This is a genomic window from Kitasatospora sp. NPDC059795, from assembly GCF_042732175.1.
Classification (GTDB): domain Bacteria; phylum Actinomycetota; class Actinomycetes; order Streptomycetales; family Streptomycetaceae; genus Kitasatospora.
Genome location: NZ_JBHWID010000010.1, coordinates 104,358 through 124,450, shown reverse-complemented (window position 1 = coordinate 124,450; position 20,093 = coordinate 104,358). Strand labels below are relative to the sequence as shown.

Here is a 20,093-nt window from a genome sequence, read left to right as displayed (position 1 = left end):
CGTACGTCCTCTGGCTTTCAGATCCTGCCGGAACTGTCCTCCGGTACAACGGTCGGTACCCGCCACACCATAGTTGCCATCGGGCTCCGCTCATGAATGCGAGGACAGAACCCGGTCGTCCGCGGCCGCTTCGGGGGCCTGTACGCGCCGCTTGACCGGCGGGTCCGCCTTCGGGAGGGAGAGCGTCTTCGCGTCCATCAGCCGCTTGAGGAGCTTGGACAGCGGCCGTTCTCCATAGCGGTGAACCACCCAGGACAGGGCCAGGATGAAGACCAGGCAGAGCACCAGTGTCGTCTTGTGGCCGATGCCCTGGTGACGGGCCAGCCGGATCATCGCCCAGCCGATCTCCTGGTGCAGCAGGTACACCGGGTAGGTCAGGGCGCCGGCCACGGTCAGCCACTTCCACCGGATCGAGTTGAAGGCCCCCATCGCCACCCCGAGCATCACCAGGAACGCGGCGCCGGACAGGGCGGCCATGACGGGCCAGGAGAGCGAGTGGTGCACCTCGTACTCGTAACCGCCCTGCGTGATGTGGAGCCGGTTCTGGGCTATCAGCCACTCGAACACCACCATGCCGAGCAGCAGCGGGTTCGCCCCGAACCGGTAGATCAGGTACAGCACGATGCCGGCGATGAAGTAGGGGGCGTCCTGGGGCTGGACCAGGTAGCCGAACAGCGGGCTGTCGACGTTCGCGGAGATCACCACGAGGGTGGTCCAGATCATGCAGAACGCCAGCAGGCGGCGGTACGTCAGACCCACCGCGACCATGATCGCGAACACGATGTAGAAGCGCAGCTCGATCCAGAGCGTCCAGTAGACGCCGTCCGCCTCCGTGACGCCGAGCGGGCGCTCCAGCATGGTGAGGTTGGTCAGCACGTCGCTGACGCTCATCGGCTTGCGGTCGGTGCGCGTGGTCGGCCAGTAGTTGACCACGGCGGTGGTCAGCAGGACACCGATCCAGTACGCCGGGAAGAGTCGCACCACCCGGGAGCTGAAGTACGCCCGCGGCGACTTGCCCCAGCAGGACATGCAGATGACGAAGCCGCTGATCAGGAAGAACAGCTGGACGCCCATCCACCCGTAGGCGCCGAACCGATGGATGGTCGGCATCAACGCCTGCGGGGTTCCCGCCCAGACGTTCGGGTGGATGTCGACACCCGTCCAGTGGAAGGCGACCACTCCGAGCGAGGCGATCAGCCGTAGCCCGTCCAGGACGTACAGCCGCGGCCTGGCCGCAGGGGCCTCGATCGGAGCGGGTTCAGCTGCAGCCGGGGGGGACGGCATGGGAATGGCAGGCATGGCGGACTCTCGACGCGTGGGGAAGCGAAAAGGGCCAAGGCCGACCCGCACCGCGGACCGGCCGACCTCAGCAGACCTTACGCGCTCCTGACACTCCGAAAACAGCCACGGTCGGGCAAAAGATCGATAACCCTCATATCGGATACATCACGGCCGCACCATGGTCAACGCCCCGGCTGCGCCGTGGCGGAAAGCGTCCCCTCGCCGCGGGAAAAACCGGCGGGGCCCATCGCGGCCCGCCCGTCCGACGCCTCGGCGCTCTCCACCGCGGCCGGCCGGAACGCCCGATCGAGCAGGAGCAGCGCGACAGTCACGTTCACCGCGGCCACCGAGTACGCCCAGTGCTCGACCACGTCCAACCAGGGCAGGGTGAACCCGGCCATCCGCGGGATCAGCGCGATCCACAGCCACGGCGAACGGGCCACCGAGCCGGTCCGGACCACCGAGGCGAGCAGCACCGGGAGTATCACCAGCAGGTAGTGGTCGAAGGCCGGCTTGCTGACGATGTTGGCCGCCACCATCAGCATGACGCCGGTCTCGACCAGCCGGATCTCCACCTCGTCGCCCCGGTTCCAGCGCCGCCACGCGCCGACCAGCAGCGCCAGCGCCAGCAGCGCCGCCACGCCCGTCGCCACCGCGCTCGGGACGTGCACCCGCGCCAGCAGGGTGCCCAACGAGGCGTCGTACGGCCTGGCGAACTCGTCCTGCCCGTGCAGCAGGAACGGCAGTGTCTTGGTGAAGAACAGGCCGGGCTGCGGCATTATCGCCGCGGCCACGCCGCAGAGGGCCAGCGGGACGGCGGCGGCCGCCGCGAACGCCTTGGGGCGGCGGGCGATCAGGAAGATCAGCGCGAACGGCACCAGCATCGGCTTGGTCGCGATGGCCAGGCCGATCACCACGCCCGCCCACACCCAGCGCGCGCGGCTGGCCAGCAGCAGGGCCGCCGGCAGCGCCAGTGCCGAATAGGCCGTCCAGTTGCCCAGCTGCGCCAGGTTCCGGAGCGGGCCGAAGAAGCAGAAGAACAGCACGCCGAGCACCGACAGCCGGCTGAACACCGACACCCGGAAGATCCGCACCGCGAAGAGCCAGCCGAGCAGCACCATGCCCGTGGTCAGCGCCGGCACCAGCCAGCCCAGCCAGTACGACGGGACGAAGGTCATCGGGGCGGCGACCAGGACGGAGCTGGGGAAGTACAGGAACCGCTTGTCCGCGTACGGGGTGCCCCCGTCCACGAAGGTCTGCGCGGCCTTCACGATGAACGTGTTGTCCATCATGTTGATGCCGCTGTGGCGCGCGTTGTAGACGGTGACGAAGAACACGAGCACGGCGGCCACGACGACCGGCACCGACGCCCTCGCCCGCAGCCACGGACTGATGTCCGGCGCGGACGCCTTCTTGATTCCCACCCTGGTCCCCTTGTTTGAACGATCGCCACGCTCAGCTCGAACGCATCCGTACAAATATCACACGGTGTCGAACGCCTGAGACGCCCACCGCATGCGGGTACGGGCCCGCCCGGACCGCGGCCCGGGCGGCTCGGATCAGCCGACGGACCGCGGGCCCGGGCGGCTCGGACCAGGCGGCGGACCGCGGGCCCGGGCGGCTCAGACCAGGCGGCGGGCGGTGGCCCAGCGGGTCAGCTCGTGCCGGTTGGACAGCTGGAGCTTGCGCAGCACCGCGGAGACGTGGCTCTCCACCGTCTTCACCGAGATGAACAGCTGCTTGGCGATCTCCTTGTAGGCGTAGCCGCGGGCGATCAGCCGCAGCACCTCGCGCTCGCGCTGGGTGAGCCGGTCGAGGTCCTCGTCGACCGGCGGGGTGTCGGTGGCGGCGAACGCGTCGAGCACGAAGCCGGCCAGCCGCGGCGAGAACACCGCGTCGCCGTCGGAGATCCGGAAGATCGCGTTGACCAGGTCGGTGCCGGTGATGGTCTTGGTGACGTAGCCGCGGGCGCCGCCGCGGATCACGCCGATGACGTCGTCGGCGGCGTCGGAGACCGACAGTGCGAGGAACCGCACCCCTTCCACGCCCACCGAGCGGCGCAGCACCTCGACGCCGCCGCCGCCGGGCAGGTGGACGTCCAGCAGCACCACGTCGGGCCGGGTCTCGGCGACCACCCGGACCGCTGACTCCACGTCGTCGGCCTCGCCGACCACGTCGATGCCGGTCTCCTCGGTGCGCCCGATCTCGGCGCGCACGCCGGTGCGGAACATCCGGTGGTCGTCCACCAGAACCACCCGGGCACGCCTCTCGGGTGCCGCTGCGTCAGTCATCTGCCGCCCTCTCCATCTCCAGCTCGACCTCGGTCCCGCCGTCCGGCGCGGGCCGCACCCGCGCGGTGCCCCCGTTGCGCCGCATCCGGCCGATGATCGATTCGCGTACGCCCATGCGGTCCTCGGGGAGGTCGTCGGGGTCGAAGCCGGGGCCGTGGTCGCGGACGAACACCGACACCGTCCTCCCCTCCACCTCCGCGAAGACCTGGACCGGTCCCCCGCCACCGTACTTGGCGGCGTTCACCATGGCTTCCCTGGCCGCCTGCATCTGCGAGGCGAGCTTCTCGTCCATCGGGCAGTCGCCGACGCAGACCAGCTCGATGGGCACGCCGTGCCGGTCCTCGACCTCGGCGACGATCTCCCGCAGCTGCTCGGCGAGGGTGTCGGGCGCGGCCTCGGCGGCGGCCTCGGGGCGGTACAGCCACAGGCGCAGTTCGCGTTCCTGGGCGCGGGCCAGGCGCAGCACCTCCTTGGGGTCCTCGGCGCGGCGCTGGATCAGGGTCAGGGTGTGCAGCACCGAGTCGTGGACGTGCGCGGCGATCTCGGCGCGCTCCTGGGCGCGGATGCGGGCGGTGCGCTCGGCGCCGAGGTCCTGCCACATCCGCAACATGGACGGGCCGCCGAGCACCAGCACGCCGGCCACCACGGCCAGCGAGGACTCGATGACCAGGGCGATCGGCGAGGCGACGCCCTGCATCAGGAAGTAGCCGATGATGCCGGCCACCACCAGCAGCACGCCGGCGGCGACCCGCAGGTAGGCGCCCTTGCGGCTGCCGGGCTCCAGGCCGAACCAGTTCTGCCAGCGCGAGTCGTCGGCCTGCCGCCACACCAGGGCGACGCCGACGCCGACCGCGAGCAGCGGCCACACGTACGGCTTGGCGGTCTGGATGCCGAGCGCGGACAGCAGCGCCATGACGCCGATGACCAGGCCGATCAGTGCGAACAGCTGGCCGAGGCTGCCGCCGCGCTGCCCGGCCCCGGCGGCGGGGCCGGACTGCGGGCGCGCCTCCGGGTCGGCGGCGAAGGCATTGGAGACACCGGGGGCACCGGGGGCGCCGTCCTCGCCGTGGAAGGTGCGTTCCAGCAGTTCGCGCAGCCGCCCGAAGCGGCCGCCGACCGGCGCGGCACCGGGGGCCCGGCCGGGGGCGGCCTCGCCGATGCCGAGCGGGACCACCACCCAGAACGCCGCGTAGAGCAGGGTGCCGATGCCCTGCGAGAAGAACAGCACGATGAACGCCAGCCGCACCCAGGTGACGGGCACGCCGAGGTGCACCGACAGGCCCTGGCAGACGCCGCCGAGGATCCGGCCGTGCGGGCTGCGGTAGAGCCGACGGTAGGGCGGCGCCCCGGCCGGCGTGTCGGTCGGGGCGGTCTCGGTGCTTCGGGTCTCGGGAACGGCCACGGCACCGATGGTCGCAGGTGGCCGGTCGGCGGCGCATCAGGGTTCGGCCCGGAGCCCGCCTCAGGGACAGTTCAGGGTCGGTCCGGGGCCCGGGACGGTTGGGCGGGGCCCCGCGGCCCGGAAGGATGGATGCCATGACGGACGACCAGATCCCGGGAGACGCACCGGACGCCCCTGCCGAACCGCGACCGGCGCTGACCCGCTCCTCCCGGCACCGGGTGGTGGCGGGCGTGTGCGGCGGGCTCGGCCGCTACCTGGACATCGACCCGGTGGTGTTCCGGGTGGTGATCGCGGTGCTCGGCCTGACCGGCGGGCTCGGGTTGTTCCTGTACGGCCTGGCCTGGCTGGTGGTGCCGCGCGAGGCCGCCGACGGCGAGGGCGGCCGCACCGAGCTCCAGCGCGTGCTGACCGGCCGGGTGGACGGCCAGTCGGTCGGCGCGGTGCTGCTGACGGTGATCGGCACCGGGGTGTTCTTCTCCTCGATGAACGACGGCGACCAGCTCTTCCCGCTGCTGCTGCTGGCCGCGCTGGTGTTCCTGGCGCTGCGCTACGACCCGGAGCGCCGGCGTCGCTTCGGCGGCGACGAGCCGGGCCCGGAACGCACCTGCGGCCCCTACGACCGCCTCGACCCGTCCGGCGCGTTCGCGGACTGGAAGACCTGGGGCGAGGCGATGGGCCGGGACCTGCGCGGCGAGTGGCAGGCCCGCACCGCCGACCTGCAGGAGCGGATCGCCGCCCGGCACGAGGAGCGGCCCGCGGACACGCCCCCGACCGGCCAGTCCGGCTACCTGTGGGACCCGCGGCACCCGGAGCGCAACCCGTACGGCGCGACGCCGCCGCCCGGCGCGCCCGCCCAGCCGTGGTGGCAGCGCACCGACCTGCCGGACGGCGACCCGCTGCGCAAGGAGACCGCCGACCCGAACAGCCACCAGGAGCGGATGGCGCAGTACCGGGAGCGCGCCGACGAGCGCCGCCGGGCGCACCGGGAGGCGATGGAGCAGCACCGGGAGAGCATGCAGCGCCACCGCGAGTGGAAGGCCGAGCGGCGGCGGCAGCGCGGACGTTCGGGGCTGGGCGCGTGGGCGGTGCTGGTGTCGGTCGGCGCGGCCTGGGCGGTCGCGGCGACCGACCACGGCGACCACCGCTGGTCGACGGTGCTGGCGGTGGCGCTGCTGCCGCTGGGCCTGGCGATGATGCTCAGCGCCCGCTGGGGCCGCACCCGCGGGCTGACCTTCCTGGCGCTGCTGGTGACGGCGGGCCTGGTGGCCGCGTCGTCCACCTCGGTGACGGTCGCGGACTCGATCGGCGACCGCCACTGGACGGCCGCGCCGGACAACCTGCACTCGCAGTACACGGCGGGCATCGGCGACGCCCGGCTCGACCTGTCGGCGCTGGACCCGAAGGGCGGCACCCTCGGCACCGAGCTGCGGGTGGGCATCGGCACCGCGGTGGTGCAGGTGCCGACCGGCGTGGAGCTGCGGCTGAAGCTGCGCGACGGGGTGGGCTCGGTGAGCCTGCCGGACGGCCAGGAGTACGGCGGCCCGGTCGTCAACGAGGACGTGGTGATCGAGGTCCCGGCGGGGCAGCCGTCCAAGGGCGTGCTGGACCTGACGGTGACGATGGGCATCGGTGACATCAGGGTGGAGCGGTGATGAGGAAGCATCAGTTCGATCTGTACGCGCTGGTCGCGGGCGGCCTGTTCACGGTCCTGGCCCTGCTGTACCTGGTGGCGTCGCTGAACGACCGGTCGGTGAACAGCCGGTTCGTGCTCCCGCTGGCGCTGATCGTGCTCGGCGCGGGCGGCCTCGGCGGCGCGCTGGTGGCGGTCTCCAGGCGCGGCCGGGGCGGGGCCCGCGACGACGATCACACGCTGGACGGCTAGGCCTGCTGCGGTCCGAGTTCGAGCTGCTCGCCGTTCTTGGTGACGGCGTAGCCGGGCAGCGGTTTGACGGCCGGGCCGGTGATCACGGCGCCGGTGGCGGCGTCGAACGTGGAGCCGTGGCAGGGGCAGTACAGCCGGCCGTCCTTGGGCGGGTTGACCGCGCACCCGGAGTGGGTGCAGACCGAGGACAGACCGGCGTACTTCCCGGCGGACGGCTGGACGATGTACACGGCGTCCCCACTGGCGGGGTCCTTGACGGTGGCGGAGCCGCCGACCGGGACCTGCGCGGCGGGGACGCTCGGCGCGTCGCCGGCCGGCCGGGGGGCGGCGGGGCCGGGCGCGGCGGCGGCGGGCGGGAGGTCCTCGCGGCCGAAGGCGGCGGTGAGCGAGCCGGACAGCAGGCCGGCGCCGCCGAGCGCGACGGCCGCGATGCCGCCGTCCAGCAGGGCGCGGCGGCGCACCGCGTCCTCGGCGAGGCCGCGGGCGCGGTCCCGGGCGGCCCGGGCGGCGAGGTAGCCGTCCACCGACAGGTAGGGGGTGCCGGCCAGCAGCAGCGGCGTCCAGGCCAGCAGGTAGGCGAGGTCGTTGCCCAGGTAGTACGGGGTGGTGTGGAAGCTGACGGTCAGCCAGAGGGTGGCGCTGAGCAGTGCGCCGCCGAGGGCGGCGACCCGGCCCCACAGGCCGAACAGGGTGCCGAGGCCGACGGCGAGCTCGCCGAAGGCGATCAGCAGGCCGAAGAAGGTGGGGGCGTGCAGCGCCGGGCCGAGCGCCCAGCCGACCGGGCTGCCGGCCTCGGCGGCCTGCGTCTGCGCGTAGAAGGACGCGGCGTCGCCGGCGCCGGCCAGGTAGTGCGGGTCGGAGAGCTTGTCGAAGGCGGCGTAGACGAAGGTCGTCCCGAGGAACAGCCGCAGCGGCAGCAGGGCGAGCCGCGAGGCCGTCGCCTTCCACCGCCCGATCCGGGCCGCCGTGCCGCGGCGGTCCTCCTGCGGGCTCGTCGCCGTCCCTGTCGCCATGTTGCCGCCCCTTCTGTCTCGCGCCGCCTGCCGACCGCCGACAGGACCGGGTCCGATTGTGCCGGGTGCCGCCCGCACATGACGGCGCCGCCACTCCCCTGCTGTCGGGGAGCGGCGGCGTGGTCACACGGTTGCCGGTGGGACTACTCCCACTCGATGGTGCCCGGCGGCTTGGAGGTGCAGTCCAGCACGACGCGGTTGACGTCCTTGACCTCGTTGGTGATCCGGGTGGAGATCTTCGCCAGCACCTCGTAGGGCAGGCGCGACCAGTCGGCGGTCATGGCGTCCTCGGACGAAACCGGGCGCAGCACGATCGGGTGACCGTAGGTGCGGCCGTCGCCCTGCACGCCGACCGAGCGGACGTCGGCCAGCAGCACCACGGGGCACTGCCAGATCTCGCGGTCCAGGCCGGCCGCGGTGAGCTCCTCGCGGGCGATGGCGTCGGCCTCGCGGAGCAGGTCCAGGCGCTCCTTGGTGACCTCGCCGACGATGCGGATGCCCAGGCCGGGGCCGGGGAACGGCTGGCGCTGGACGATCTCGGCGGGCAGGCCGAGCTCCTGGCCGACCATCCGGACCTCGTCCTTGAACAGCTTGCGCAGCGGCTCGACGAGCTGGAACTCCAGGTCCTCGGGGAGGCCGCCCACGTTGTGGTGCGACTTGATGTTGGCGGTGCCGGTGCCGCCGCCGGACTCCACCACGTCCGGGTAGAGGGTGCCCTGGACCAGGAACTCCACGGCGGGGCCCTCGTCGGCGATGATGTCGGCCTGGGCCTGCTCGAAGACGCGGATGAACTCGCGGCCGATGATCTTGCGCTTCTGCTCGGGGTCGGAGACGCCCTTCAGCGCGTCCAGGAAGCGCTCCTCGGCGTCGACCACGACCAGCTTGACGCCGGTGGCCGCGACGAAGTCCTTCTCGACCTGCGCGGTCTCGTCCTTGCGCATCAGACCGTGGTCGACGTAGACGCAGGTCAGCCGGTCGCCGATGGCGCGCTGCACCAGGGCGGCGGCGACGGCGGAGTCCACGCCGCCGGACAGGCCGCAGATGGCGCGCTTGTCGCCGACCTGCTCGCGGATCAGCGCGACCTGCTCCTCGACCACGTTGGTGGTGGTCCAGTTCGGCTCGATGCCCGCGCCGCGGTACAGGAAGTGCTCCAGCACCTGCTGGCCGTGCTCGGAGTGCAGCACCTCGGGGTGGTACTGCACGCCGTACAGCCTGCGCTCGTCGTTCTCGAACGCGGCGACCGGCACGACGTCGGTGGAGGCGGTGACGGTGAAGCCCTCGGGCGCGGCCGAGCAGGCGTCGCCGTGCGACATCCACACCGAGTGCTTGTCCGGGGTGCCCTCGAACAGGGTCGAGCCGGAGCGCGAGACGGTCAGCGGGGTGCGGCCGTACTCACGGGCGCCGCTGTTGTCGACGGTGCCGCCGAGGACGGTGGCCATCAGCTGGAAGCCGTAGCACATGCCGAACACCGGAACCCCGGCCTCGAAGATCGCACGATCGAGCTGCGGAGCGCCCTCCTCGTACACCGACGACGGACCGCCGGAGAGGATGATCGCCCTGGGGTTCTTGGCGAGCATCTCGGCGACCGGCATGGAGCTCGGCACGATCTCGCTGTAGACCCGCGCCTCACGCACCCGACGGGCGATGAGCTGGGCGTACTGGGCGCCGAAGTCGACGACCAGGACGGTGTCGTTCTCCGGCGGGGACTGGGGGTGTACAGAGGACACGGACGGCCTTCCGGCGGCGGTACAAAAGGGGTGTCGACACCGAGTCTACCGGGAGCGTTTCACCCGACTGCCCGCCGCGCTGCCCGTGACCGTGCCGGGAGGCGAATCGTTGCACCGGGAGCCGCACGAGACGCCGACACCCTCCAGGTGCGGGCGGCGCGGGCGGCGGACCACGCGTGGATCTTCTCCGGTCCATCGGGTGCGCGTGGCGGGCACGGGCCCGCCGTGGGACCGCGCCCCGGTGCCGCGGTCGGGTCAGCAGGGGACAGCGACCCCGTCCGCGACCGGGCGGACCCGAAGTGTGGCGGCCGGTACCGGTGCCGGCCGCCACACATCGGCTGCCGTCCGCTCCGGCGTACGCCCCGGTACGCCCCGCAAGCCACTATGACGGACAGTGACCACTCCGGCCGGTCGGATCCGGCGCTCCGCGGCGCCGTGTCCGGTTCCGGCCTCACCCGAATTTGCGTCGAATCGGTTGCACGGCACGGCCCTCGTCCAGGACGATGACTGCGAGACGGGGGGCACCACACACTCTCTCCCCGCGCTCGGGCCGTTTGCGCGAACGGCCCGTCTCTCACGCTCCGTGATGCCCATCGGCCTCCGGGGTGCTCCGAGCCATTTTCCCGACGGCGCCCATCCCCCCGGCGTCGTCACTCAGCACCGGCGCGGCCCTGACGCCGAGTGCTGACCGACAAAGGGCCCCGTTCCCCCGCGGGGCCCTTTGCCCTGTCCGGGCTCAGCCGGCGTCGGGCCGCCGGTAGGCGGCGTGCGAGTCCAGCAGGTCGACGTGGCCGACCGCCGACCGCTCCTCCTCGACCGGTTCGACCGGGCCGATCGGTCCCGCCGCGGCGTCCGGCCCGTCCGTCGGCTGCGCGGGCAGCGACGCGGACACCGGCACGGGGGTGCGGCGGACGGCGTCGAGCACGGCCGGCACCACCAGCGCGCCGAACACCGCCCAGGCCGCGGCGGCGAGCAGCACCGTGGGCAGCGACCAGCCGAGCAGGTCGATCCGGGTGTCCCGGACCTCGCCCTTCATGATGGTGTGGTCGTTCCCCCAGATCGAGGTGCCGAGCACCAGCGCCGAGGTCAGCGCCGCGTACAGCACGGCCAGCCGGGCCCGGTCCAGCTGCGGCAGCCGCCCGCGGTGCGCGGACCAGCCGAGCGCCAGCGCCGCCAGCAGCACCGGCACCACCGCCAGCCACCACTGGCCGCCGTGCTCGCCGAGGTCGTACAGCGCGAACGAGTCGGCCGCGCCGCCGCGCACGCCGCGCGCCACGACCCGGGCGCCGCTGCCGACACCGAACAGGTAGCCGCCGCCGTTGACCGTCAGCGCCCGGAACGCGGACTGCGGGAACGGCCGGTCGACCAGCACCTGCATCACCACCGACACCACGGTGAGCAGCACCAGCAGCCCGCCGACCACCCGCGCCGCGTGCTGCCACGCCAGCAGCCAGCCGCCCAGCCACCGGCGCCGCGCGGCCTCGACGCGCAGCGCGCCCTGCCCGTCCACGGAGAGCACCACGACGGCGGCGGCCAGGAACGCGGACACCCCGAGCGGCGCCATCGCCGGGCCGGCGGTGATGTGCATGTCGAGGCTGAGCGTCTCCTTGTGCGTGCTGCCGGTGGAGATCCACCCCAGCACGAGCGCCGCAGTCGCGGACAGCGCGCCGGTGCGGAGCGCCTGTGCGCCGGCCGCGCCCGCGGTCGGCGCGTCGGCGCGGGCCCGGGTCGCGATCCGCTGGCCGAACCAGAGCAGCGCCAGCCAGCCGAGGGCCACCAGGTACGGCAGGACGTGGATGCCGACGACGATGGTGCCGTAGCTGCTGGTGTTGCTGTTGCGGATGGGCGTGCCGAACGCGGTCAGCGTCAGCTGCAGCCACATCTGGAAGGTCTGGGTGGTCCAGCGCACCCCGGGGTCGTCGTCCACCCCGGCCACGTCGCGGCCGCCGACGGTGCTGCCGAGCGCGGCCAGTAGCACCAGCAGCACGGTCGGGGCGAGCAGCACCCGGCCGGCGGTGAGCCAGCCCCGGGACGGCGTCGGCCACTGCCGGTCCTGGTGGATCCGCCCGGCGCCCCACGGCGAAGCGGTGCCGTCCGCCACCACTTCGCCGATCGCGGGCGGGGGCGCCGCGAGGGCCTTTCCGCAGTTCGCGCAGGTCGCCACGGCGCCGGCGACGGCCGCGCCGCAGGACTGGCAGATGGGCATGACGGTCCCCCCAGGGATGTCCGGTGATCGGGTGCCCGTTTATCCCATCGGCCGTCAGGGAATGTCAATCGGCTTCAGTCGGCCTTCCGCGGCACCTTCGGCACGGCCAGCAGCGGCAGCCGCAGCGCCCCGAACGCCCCTTCCGGCACCGCCGGCCGACGGGGCGTCACCGCCCGGACGGCCCGGTAGGCGTCGCCCTGCGCGGGCCGCGGGTCGGCCTCGCCCCGGTTGGGCCACATCGACATGGCGCGCTCGGCCTGCGCGGTGATCGTCAGCGACGGGTTGACGCCGAGGTTGGCGGAGATCGCGGAGCCGTCGACCACGCTGATCCCCGGGTAGCCGTACAGCCGGTGGTACGGGTCGACGACGCCGGTGTCGGCGCTGTCGCCGATCGGGCAGCCGCCGAGGAAGTGCGCGGTCAGCGGGATGTCGAAGATCTCGCCGACGGTCGAGCCGGGGAAGCCGTTGATGGACGCGGCCAGCGCCCGGGCCCCCTCCTCCGCCGCCGGGATGGAGTTCGGGTTGGGTGCGCCGTGGCCCTGCCGGGAGGTCAGCTTCCCGTTCTTCAGGGAGACCGTCAGCGAGTTGTCCAGCGACTGCATGACCAGTCCGATGATGGTCTTCTCCGACCAGCGGTGCTGGTTCATCGACTGCGCGAAGATCCACGGGTGGCGGGCGGCCGTCCCGAGGTAGCGCAGCCAGCGCGGCCCGCGCCCGGCCCCGCCGACCTGCTGGATCGACAGCGCGCCCATCGCGTTCGAGCCGCGGCCGTAGCGGACCGGCTCGATGTGGGTGTTCTCGTCGGGGTGCACGGACGAGGTGATGGCCACGCCGCGGGTGAAGTCGACCCGCTCCCCGTAGCGCCGGTCGGAGGTCTGCGCGCCCACCAGCGCCTCGGAGTTGGTGCGGGTCAGGTGGCCGAGCCTGCCGGAGATCCGGGGCAGCAGCCCGCCCTCGCGCATCCGGTGCAGCAGCGTCTGGGTGCCGTAGGTGCCGGCCGCGACCACCACCCGCTCGGCGGTGATCGTGCGGGCGCCGGCCTTCTTCGCCCGCCGGGTGCGGGCGTCGGTGGGCAGCACGTCCACCGCGTAGCCGTCGCCGTACGGGCGCAGCCGCTTCACGGTGGTCAGCGGCAGGATCTCGGCGCCGGCCCGCTCCGCCAGGTACAGGTAGTTCTCGGTGAGCATGTTCTTCGCGCCGTGCCGGCAGCCCGTCATGCACTCGCCGCACTCGGTGCACGCCGTGCGCTTCGGGCCGGCCCCGCCGAAGTACGGGTCGTCGACCTCGGCGCCGGGCGCGGCCTTGGCGTCGCCCGTGCCGTCCCGGCCGTCGCCGAAGAACACCCCGACGGGGGCCAGGTGGAAGGTGTCGCCGCAGCCCATCGCCTCGGCGGCGGCCTTCAGGTGCACGTCCGAGGGCGTCATGGTCGGGTTGAGCCGGACGCCGAGCATCCGCTGCGCCTGGTCGTAGAACGGGGCGAGTTCGGACTGCCAGTCGGTGATGTGCTTCCACTGCCGGTCCTCGAAGAACGGCTTCGGCGGCACGTACAGCGTGTTGGCGTAGTTCAGCGAGCCGCCGCCGACGCCCGCCCCGGCCAGGATCAGCACGTTGCGCAGCAGGTGGATGCGCTGGATGCCGTACAGGCCGACGGCCGGGGCCCACAGGTAGTCGCGGGTGTCCCAGGACGTGGTGGGCAGCTCGTCCCGGCCGAACCTGCGCCCGGCCTCCAGGACGGCGACCCGGTAGCCCTTCTCGGTCAGCCGGAGCGCGGCGACGGAACCGCCGAAGCCCGAACCGATCACCACGACGTCGTAGTCGAACGACACTGCCCCTCCTTGAGCAACTGCCCTGCTACTTCAGGCGGAACGCCTTCATGACCTTGAGACCGGTGGTGAAGAACTCGGCGAACTTCCGGTCGTCCAGACCCATCGACGGCCCGATCGGCAGCAGCCGCTGCACGGCGATGGTCTGCGCCTCGGTGTAGCGCAGGATGCCCTCCGCGCCGTGCCGCCGGCCCAGCCCGGAGTCGCCCATGCCGCCCATCGGCGACGCCACCGACCCGTACGCGGCGGCGTACGCCTCGTTCACGTTGACGGTGCCGGTGCGCAGCCGCGCCGCGACCTTGCGGCCCCGCCCGGTGTCCCTCGTCCACACGCTGGAGTTCAGGCCGTACGGGGTGGCGTTGGCGGCGGCGACCGCCTCGTCCTCGGTGTCGAACCGGTAGATCGACACCACCGGTCCGAAGGTCTCCTCCGCGCACACCGCCATGTCGGGGGTGACGCCGTCCAGGATGGTCGGCTCGAAGAACAGCGGCCCGAGGTCCGGCCGGGCCTGCCCGCCGGCCACCACCGTCGCCCCGGCCTTCACCGCCTCCTCGACGTGCCGGGTCACCGTCTCCAGCTGACGGCCCGACACCAGCGAGCCCATGTCCGCGCCGTAGGCGAGACCGCCGCCGAGGCGCAGCGCGGACGTCCTCTCGGCGAACTTCGCCAGGAACGCGTCCGCCACCGACCGGTGCACGTACAGCCGCTCGATCGAGATGCACAGCTGCCCGGCGGAGGAGAAGCAGGCCCGCACCGCGCCCGCCGCCGCCTTGTCCAGGTCGGCGTCGGAGAGCACCAGCATCGCGTTCTTGCCGCCCAGTTCCAGCGAGGCGCCGACCAGCCGCTCGGCGGCCCGCCGGGCCACGTCCCGGCCGGTGCGGGTCGAGCCGGTGAACGCCACGTAGTCGGCGCGCTCCACCACCTCCGGGCCCACCACCGGGCCCTCGCCCAGCACGATCTGCCACACCTGCGGCGGCAGCCCCGCCTCGACGAACAACTCCCGCGCCCACAGCGCCGTCAGCGCCGTCTGGGTGTCCGGCTTGTTCACCACCGCGTTGCCCGCGACCAGCGCCGGCAGCGCGTCGCCGACCGACAGCTCCAGCGGGTAGTTCCACGGCGAGATCTGCCCGACCACGCCCTTCGGCCGCCGCGCCTCCACCGCACTGGTCAGCCCGGGCACCGCACCGCCACGCCGGCGGTCCTTCAGGTACGAGGACGCCGTGCGGCCGTAGTGCCGGGCGGCCGAGGCGACCGCCATGACCTCCTCGAACGCGTGCAGCCGGGCCTTCCCGGTCTCCGCCTGGATGATGTCCAGCACCTCGTCCTGCCGTCGCAGCAGCAGATCGTGGAACCGCAGCAGCACCCCCGCCCGGTGCCGCACCGACACCGCGGCCCACGTCGGCTGCGCCTTCCGCGCCGCCGCGAACGCCCGCTCCACGTCGGCCGTCCCGGACACCGGCAGCGTCGCCAGCACCTCGCCGGTCAGCGGCGCGAAGGTCTCCACGACCTCCTCCCCGGACGCCGTGACCCCCTTCGCCAACCGCGTCACCACCGCCGCCGGCACCGCCGCGGCAACCGTACGCGCCGCACCCTTGGCCGCAGGATTGCGCCGAACCTGGCTCGTGCTCTCCGTCATGCGGGCAGCCTAGGCGCTCCACGCCCGCTTGTGTACCCGCCGGTAACACCCTTTCGCGGACGCGGCCGGGCCCCGGCGTCGGATCACCTCGTCGGCACGAAGTTGTTGAGCACCGTGGTGAAGCGCCGCAGGCTCTGCGTCCAGTCCTTCTCCGGCCCCGACACGTACACCGCGTACGAGGTCCCGTCACTGCGCCGGAACTCGACCTCCTTCGCGTGCCGCCGCCCGCCCGCCCCGCTGAAGCTGAACTCCCAGACCGCGCCCTCCTGGTCGTTGATCTTCGCGGCGGCCAGCGTGCTGGTCCTGAAGTCCTTGAGGCTCCTGCTGAGCGAGGCCTCCATCTGCAGCAGGTGCTCCTGCGGCGCGAGCGGCTGCCCGACCGTCACCGCGAACTGCAGGTAGTGGTCGCGGTCGTCGGGCGAGTAGTAGATCTGCGCGTTGGTCTCGCTGCGCACCCAGGTGCCGTCGCTCGGCAGCAGGAAGCGGAACCCGGCCGGGTCGTCCTGCCAGGTGTAGCCGTCGGGCGCGGGCCCCTGCCCGGGATCGGGGTCGACGGCGATCGCGTTGCTCTGGTGCCGGTGGCTCACGTAGTACCCGGCCCCGCCCGCCGCGATCAGCACCAGCACGGCGGTCAGCACCGTCAGCACCCGCCGCTTGCGCCCGCGCCGGACGGGCGCCGCCGGCGCCGTGTCCTCCGACGCCCCGCGCTGCTCGGGCGCCTGAGTCGGCGTCACCGCCTCCGCCTCGTCGCCCTCCGGAGTCTCGACCCGGTCGACCACCGGCACCACCTGGGTGGGCAGCCGCGCCTCCCCGGCCTGTTGCGGGACGCGGATGCTGACGGTGTGTCCGTCGGCGACCTCGCGGAGCATCCGCGCGGCCTCGTCGGCGCCGGGCCGCTCCGCCGGGTCCTTGGCCATCAGGGCGGCCAGTATCGGCCCGAGCCCGGCCGCCCGGTGGGACTCCGGCAGCGGCTCGTCGACGACGGCGGCGAGGGTGCCCAGCGGGCTGTCGCGGCGGAACGGCGACTGGCCCTCGACGGCGTGGAACAGCGTCGCGCCGAGCGCCCACAGGTCGGAGGCGGGCCCGGGCCGTTGGCCCTGGGCCCGTTCGGGGGCCAGGTAGTCGGGCGAGCCGACGAGGTCGCCGGGGCGGGTGATGTCCATCGCGCCCTCGAACTTGGCGATGCCGAAGTCGAGCAGCACGACCCGCCCGGTGCCGTGTTCGAGCAGCACGTTGGCGGGCTTGACGTCCCGGTGCAGCACGCCGAGCTGGTGGCCGCGGTGCAGGGCGGCGAGCACCTGGAGGCCGACGTCGGCGGCCTCACGGGGCGTCAGGGCGCCGTCCTGGCTGATCACGTCGGACAGCGCGCGGCCGTCGACGAGTTCCATCACGATCCACGGCCGGCCGTCCTGTTCGAGCACGTCGTGGATGGTGATGACACCCGGGTGCTTGATCCGGGCGGCGGCCCGGGCCTCGCGCTTCATCCGGGACTGGAGTATCTCCAGGTCCTCCTCCGAGAGGTGGCTGACCGTCAATTCCTTGACGGCGACCTCCCGGTCCAGCATTTCGTCCCTGGCCCGCCAGACGGTCCCCATCCCGCCGCGGCCCAGGCGCTCGCCGAGCGCGTACCGCCCGGCCAGCAGACGGCCTGTCGACTGGTCCTGTGCGCCCATGACCGTCCCCCCCTTCAGTGACCCCCCACCGCCGGTCGGACGAGGTCGTGGCACACCGCGTGCCTGCTCGCACCGGCGGTTCGAAGGCAAGCCTAGGCTGCGCGGAGCCGCGCGGGAATCACACCCCGGACAGCGAATCGCACCGTGACCGGCCGCTTTCAGCCTGCGACGAGAACGATCCCGGCAACCGCGACGACCATCAGCACCAGGACCGCCACCAGCACCAGCGGGCCGAACATCCGCGCCGGGATCCGGGGCTGCCGCCCGGCGGGCGCGGCGCCCTGACGGGCCGTCGGCGGCCGCTTCCGCGGGCGGGCGCCGCGCGGCCGCACCGCCGGCGGTGCGGCCTCGGTCCGGGGCTCGGGCAGCGGCCGTTCGGGCCTCCCGTCCGGGTACGGCTCGGGCGCGAACACCAGCAGTTCGTGCAACTCCCGCTGGACGGCGGTCGCGTCGGGCCGGGCCGCGGCGTCCGGGCTCAGCAGCCGCTCGACCAGGGGCCGCAGCGGGCCGCACCGGTCGGCGGGGTGGTGTCGGCCGTCGCGGACGGCGGCCAGCAGCGTCGGCAGGTCGTGCTCGGGGTACGGGCCGTAGCCGGAGAGCAGGCGGTAGAGCAGCACGCCGAGGGACCAGGTGTCGGCGGGGGCACCCGGGTCGATCGCCCAGCGCTCGGCGAGCGGTCCGAGCATGAGGGCGCGCGTCTCGTACACCCGGCGCGGCACTTCGCCGCCGAGCGCGGCGCAGAGTTCCTCCTCGGCGGCGCCGAGCAGCAGGCCGCCGAGCATGGCCGCGCCGTCCTCGCAGACCAGCACGGTGCGGGCGGTGACGTTGCCGTGGGTGAGCCCGGTGTCGTGCACGGCCCGCAGCGCCCCGGCCAGGTCGGCGCCGATCTCCGCGACCCGGTACGGCGACAGCGGCCCGCCGGCCATCAGCCCTTCCAGCGGGACGCCGCTCACCGACTCCTCGGCGACCCACAGCAGGTCGCCCTCGGGGCCGGCGGCGAGTCCGCGCAGCAGCCGCGGGTGGGCGGGCGCGGCGGCCGCGACCTGCGCGACCCGGGCGGTCAGCCGCTGGCCGTACCCGGGCGCGGCCCCGTCCGAGTCGAAGCCGGGCGTCACCGGTTCGGGCAGTTCCAGGGCGAACAGCCGCACCCGGGCACCGCTGTGCCCGTCCACCGCAGGCACGCCGACGTCGTCGTCCGGACGGTCCGTCACCCGGTACCGCCCGGCCACCACCTGTCCCGGGGCCGTTCGCATGCCTGTTCCTCACGCCGTAGTGCCGCCAGCCTACGGCCCAGGGCCGCCCCCGCGACCTCCCGGTGCGGTCTTTCAACTCCGTTGCCCCGCCCGGCCGAACGCGCCGGGCGGGCCGGGGCGGGCCCTAGGGGGCGGGCTGGAAGCTCTCGAAGGAGATCCGGCGGGCCAGCGAGCCGTCCGGCGCGGACCACACCGACTCCGGCATCGTCCAGTAGATCGCGTAGCCGTACTTGCCGTTGCCGGTGACGAAGCCGCGGTTCAGCGAGTGCAGGACGGTGCCGGTCTTGCCGGAGTACGTCCACTCCCAGTCGGCGGCGTTGCTCCAGTCCCGGTAGGCCACCGTCTCGACGCGGATCCGGCGGTAGTTGGACATCTTCGCGGAGCGGTCGGCCGCCTGCCAGTCCTTGAGCGCGCTGTCCCCGGCGGGCGACTGCCAGTCGACCACCAGCCGCAGGCCGTTGCCCTCGAAGCGCCGGCTGGTGGAGCGGTAGTCCGGGCCCTGGTCGGACATCCACTCCGGCAGCGTGATGCTGAACCCGGACGGGTCCTTGTAGACCCGGTACCCGTCGGGCGCCTGACCGGGCGTCAGCGAGGGCCCGGGCGACTCGGACGGCGCCGTCGACGCACTGGCGCTCTGGCTCGCGCTCGGGCTGCCGCTCCCGGACGGCGAGGCGCTGGTCGTCGGCTCCCCGGCCGTCGCGATCCGGTCGCCGGCGTTCGCCACGCCGTTGCCCTTCTCGGCGGGCCACAGCACCACCAGCGCGGCGACCAGCGCCAGCACCGCGACCACTGCGGCCAGCATCAGCAGCCTGCGCTTCCGGGCCAGCCCGGCCCGCTGGATCACGGCAGTGTCCGCGCGGGCGCCGGGGTCGGCGGGCAGCGCCCGGGTCGCGGTCTCGGCGGCGACCGGCTCGACCGGCTTCGCGGCGACGGCCGGCTCCGGTACGGGCAGCGCCTTCCCGTCGACGATCAGCTGCAGCATCTCGCGGGCCGCTTCGGCGTCCATCCGCTTGGCGGGGTCCTTCTCCAGCAACCCCTGGATGACCGGCAGCAGCGGCCCGGCGTGGGCGGCCGGCGGCAGTTCCTCCGTCATCACGGCGGTCAGCGTGGCCAGCGCGGAGCCCCGGTCGTACGGCGGGACGCCCTCGACCGTCGCGTACAGGGTGCCGCCGAGCGACCACAGGTCCGACGGCGGGCCGGGCCGCTGCCCGCGGGCCCGCTCGGGCGCGATGTACGAGGGCGCGCCGACCAGCATGCCGGTGGAGGTGATCGAGGTGTCGCCCTCGACGCTGGCGATGCCGAAGTCGGTGAGCACGGTCCGCCCGTCCTCGCCGATCAGCACGTTGGACGGCTTCACGTCGCGGTGCAGCACGCCCTGGCTGTGCGCGGCGCCGAGCACCCCGAGCAGGTCCAGCCCGATCGCGGCGGCCCGCTCGGGCGTCAGCGGGCCGTCCTCACGGACCACGTCGGCCAGCGAGCGGCCGTCGACGAGTTCCATGACGATCCACGGGCGCTCGTCCTCCTCGACCACGTCGAAGACGGTGACGGCGGCGGTGTGCCGGATCCGGGCGGTGGCCTTGGCCTCGCGCAGGGTGCGGACGATCAGCCGGTGCTTCTCGGCCTCGTCGACGGCCCCGGTCATCCGGAGCTCCTTCACCGCGACGACCCGGCCGAGCATCTCGTCCTCGGCCCGCCACACGGTGCCCATCCCGCCACGGCCGAGCACCTCGCCCAGCCGGTAGCGGTCCGCCAGCAGTCGGCCGGTCGGTTCCTGCGGCTGCGTCATCGGTGCGCTCTCCCCATGGTGTTGCGGCCTCGCCGGGCACCCGGCCGGGACCTGACAGCGTGTCGGACCACCGCGGGCGGCGGTCGCACGCCGGGGCACCATCATCCCCTGCCGCGCCCC

General features: G+C 73.5%; 14 protein-coding genes and 1 pseudogene. 2 read left to right on the top strand and 13 right to left on the bottom strand.

Going from position 1 to position 20,093, the window contains the following annotated elements:
• Positions 1-90 precede the first annotated feature (90 nt).
• The 4 genes from ACFV4P_RS21520 to ACFV4P_RS21505 form a co-directional block, all read right to left on the bottom strand.
• A complete protein-coding gene (locus tag ACFV4P_RS21520) occupies positions 91-1,299 on the bottom strand; it encodes an acyltransferase family protein (protein WP_380473337.1) in 1,209 nt (402 codons plus the stop codon).
• A gap of 164 nt (positions 1,300-1,463) precedes the next feature.
• Positions 1,464-2,705 carry a glycosyltransferase family 87 protein gene (locus tag ACFV4P_RS21515; protein ID WP_380473335.1) on the bottom strand — a complete coding sequence of 414 codons (1,242 nt, stop codon included), beginning with the start codon at positions 2,703-2,705 and terminating at the stop codon, positions 1,464-1,466.
• A 198-nt stretch (positions 2,706-2,903) separates the two neighbouring features.
• Positions 2,904-3,572 (bottom strand): response regulator transcription factor, encoded by a 669-nt coding sequence (locus ACFV4P_RS21510; RefSeq protein ID WP_073808020.1) that lies wholly within the window; start codon positions 3,570-3,572, stop codon positions 2,904-2,906.
• Complete coding sequence (locus ACFV4P_RS21505) at positions 3,565-4,974, bottom strand: PspC domain-containing protein (RefSeq protein WP_380473333.1); 1,410 nt, start codon at positions 4,972-4,974, stop codon at positions 3,565-3,567. Before ACFV4P_RS21505 ends, ACFV4P_RS21510 begins: the two co-directional genes overlap by 8 nt.
• A 134-nt stretch (positions 4,975-5,108) precedes the next feature.
• Here ACFV4P_RS21505 and ACFV4P_RS21500 point away from each other — a divergent pair, with 134 nt between their 5' ends.
• Positions 5,109-6,626, top strand: coding sequence for a PspC domain-containing protein (locus ACFV4P_RS21500; RefSeq protein WP_380473331.1), 1,518 nt, complete (start codon positions 5,109-5,111; stop codon positions 6,624-6,626).
• The gene (locus ACFV4P_RS21495) at positions 6,626-6,856 is read left to right on the top strand and encodes a hypothetical protein (RefSeq protein ID WP_073808014.1); all 231 of its coding nucleotides are present in this window, start codon (positions 6,626-6,628) and stop codon (positions 6,854-6,856) included. The genes ACFV4P_RS21500 and ACFV4P_RS21495 overlap by 1 nt, the downstream gene beginning before the upstream one ends.
• Here ACFV4P_RS21495 and ACFV4P_RS21490 read toward each other — a convergent pair.
• From ACFV4P_RS21490 to ACFV4P_RS21450, 9 genes and pseudogenes are all read right to left on the bottom strand, one after another.
• Positions 6,853-7,317, bottom strand: a complete 465-nt coding sequence (locus ACFV4P_RS21490; protein WP_380473593.1) for a ubiquinol-cytochrome c reductase iron-sulfur subunit — start codon at positions 7,315-7,317, stop codon at positions 6,853-6,855. The two genes, ACFV4P_RS21495 and ACFV4P_RS21490, sit on opposite strands and share 4 nt — an antisense overlap.
• A gap of 30 nt (positions 7,318-7,347) precedes the next feature.
• Positions 7,348-7,869: pseudogene (locus tag ACFV4P_RS21485) on the bottom strand (DoxX family membrane protein); the annotation flags it as partial.
• A gap of 143 nt (positions 7,870-8,012) precedes the next feature.
• A complete protein-coding gene (guaA, locus tag ACFV4P_RS21480) occupies positions 8,013-9,596 on the bottom strand; it encodes a glutamine-hydrolyzing GMP synthase (protein WP_380473329.1) in 1,584 nt (527 codons plus the stop codon).
• A 736-nt stretch (positions 9,597-10,332) separates the two neighbouring features.
• On the bottom strand, positions 10,333-11,802 hold the full coding sequence (locus tag ACFV4P_RS21475; protein WP_380473327.1) for a hypothetical protein: 1,470 nt from the start codon (positions 11,800-11,802) through the stop codon (positions 10,333-10,335).
• Positions 11,803-11,876: 74 nt separating this feature from the next.
• Positions 11,877-13,628 carry a GMC oxidoreductase gene (locus ACFV4P_RS21470; RefSeq protein WP_380473325.1) on the bottom strand — a complete coding sequence of 584 codons (1,752 nt, stop codon included), beginning with the start codon at positions 13,626-13,628 and terminating at the stop codon, positions 11,877-11,879.
• A 25-nt stretch (positions 13,629-13,653) separates the two neighbouring features.
• Complete coding sequence (locus ACFV4P_RS21465) at positions 13,654-15,261, bottom strand: succinic semialdehyde dehydrogenase (protein ID WP_380473323.1); 1,608 nt, start codon at positions 15,259-15,261, stop codon at positions 13,654-13,656.
• 83 nt (positions 15,262-15,344) lie between these two features.
• Positions 15,345-16,934, bottom strand: a complete 1,590-nt coding sequence (locus tag ACFV4P_RS21460; protein ID WP_380473321.1) for a protein kinase — start codon at positions 16,932-16,934, stop codon at positions 15,345-15,347.
• A 158-nt stretch (positions 16,935-17,092) separates the two neighbouring features.
• Complete coding sequence (locus ACFV4P_RS21455) at positions 17,093-18,187, bottom strand: protein kinase (protein ID WP_380473319.1); 1,095 nt, start codon at positions 18,185-18,187, stop codon at positions 17,093-17,095.
• A gap of 124 nt (positions 18,188-18,311) precedes the next feature.
• Positions 18,312-19,973, bottom strand: a complete 1,662-nt coding sequence (locus ACFV4P_RS21450; protein WP_380473317.1) for a serine/threonine-protein kinase — start codon at positions 19,971-19,973, stop codon at positions 18,312-18,314.
• Positions 19,974-20,093 lie beyond the last annotated feature (120 nt).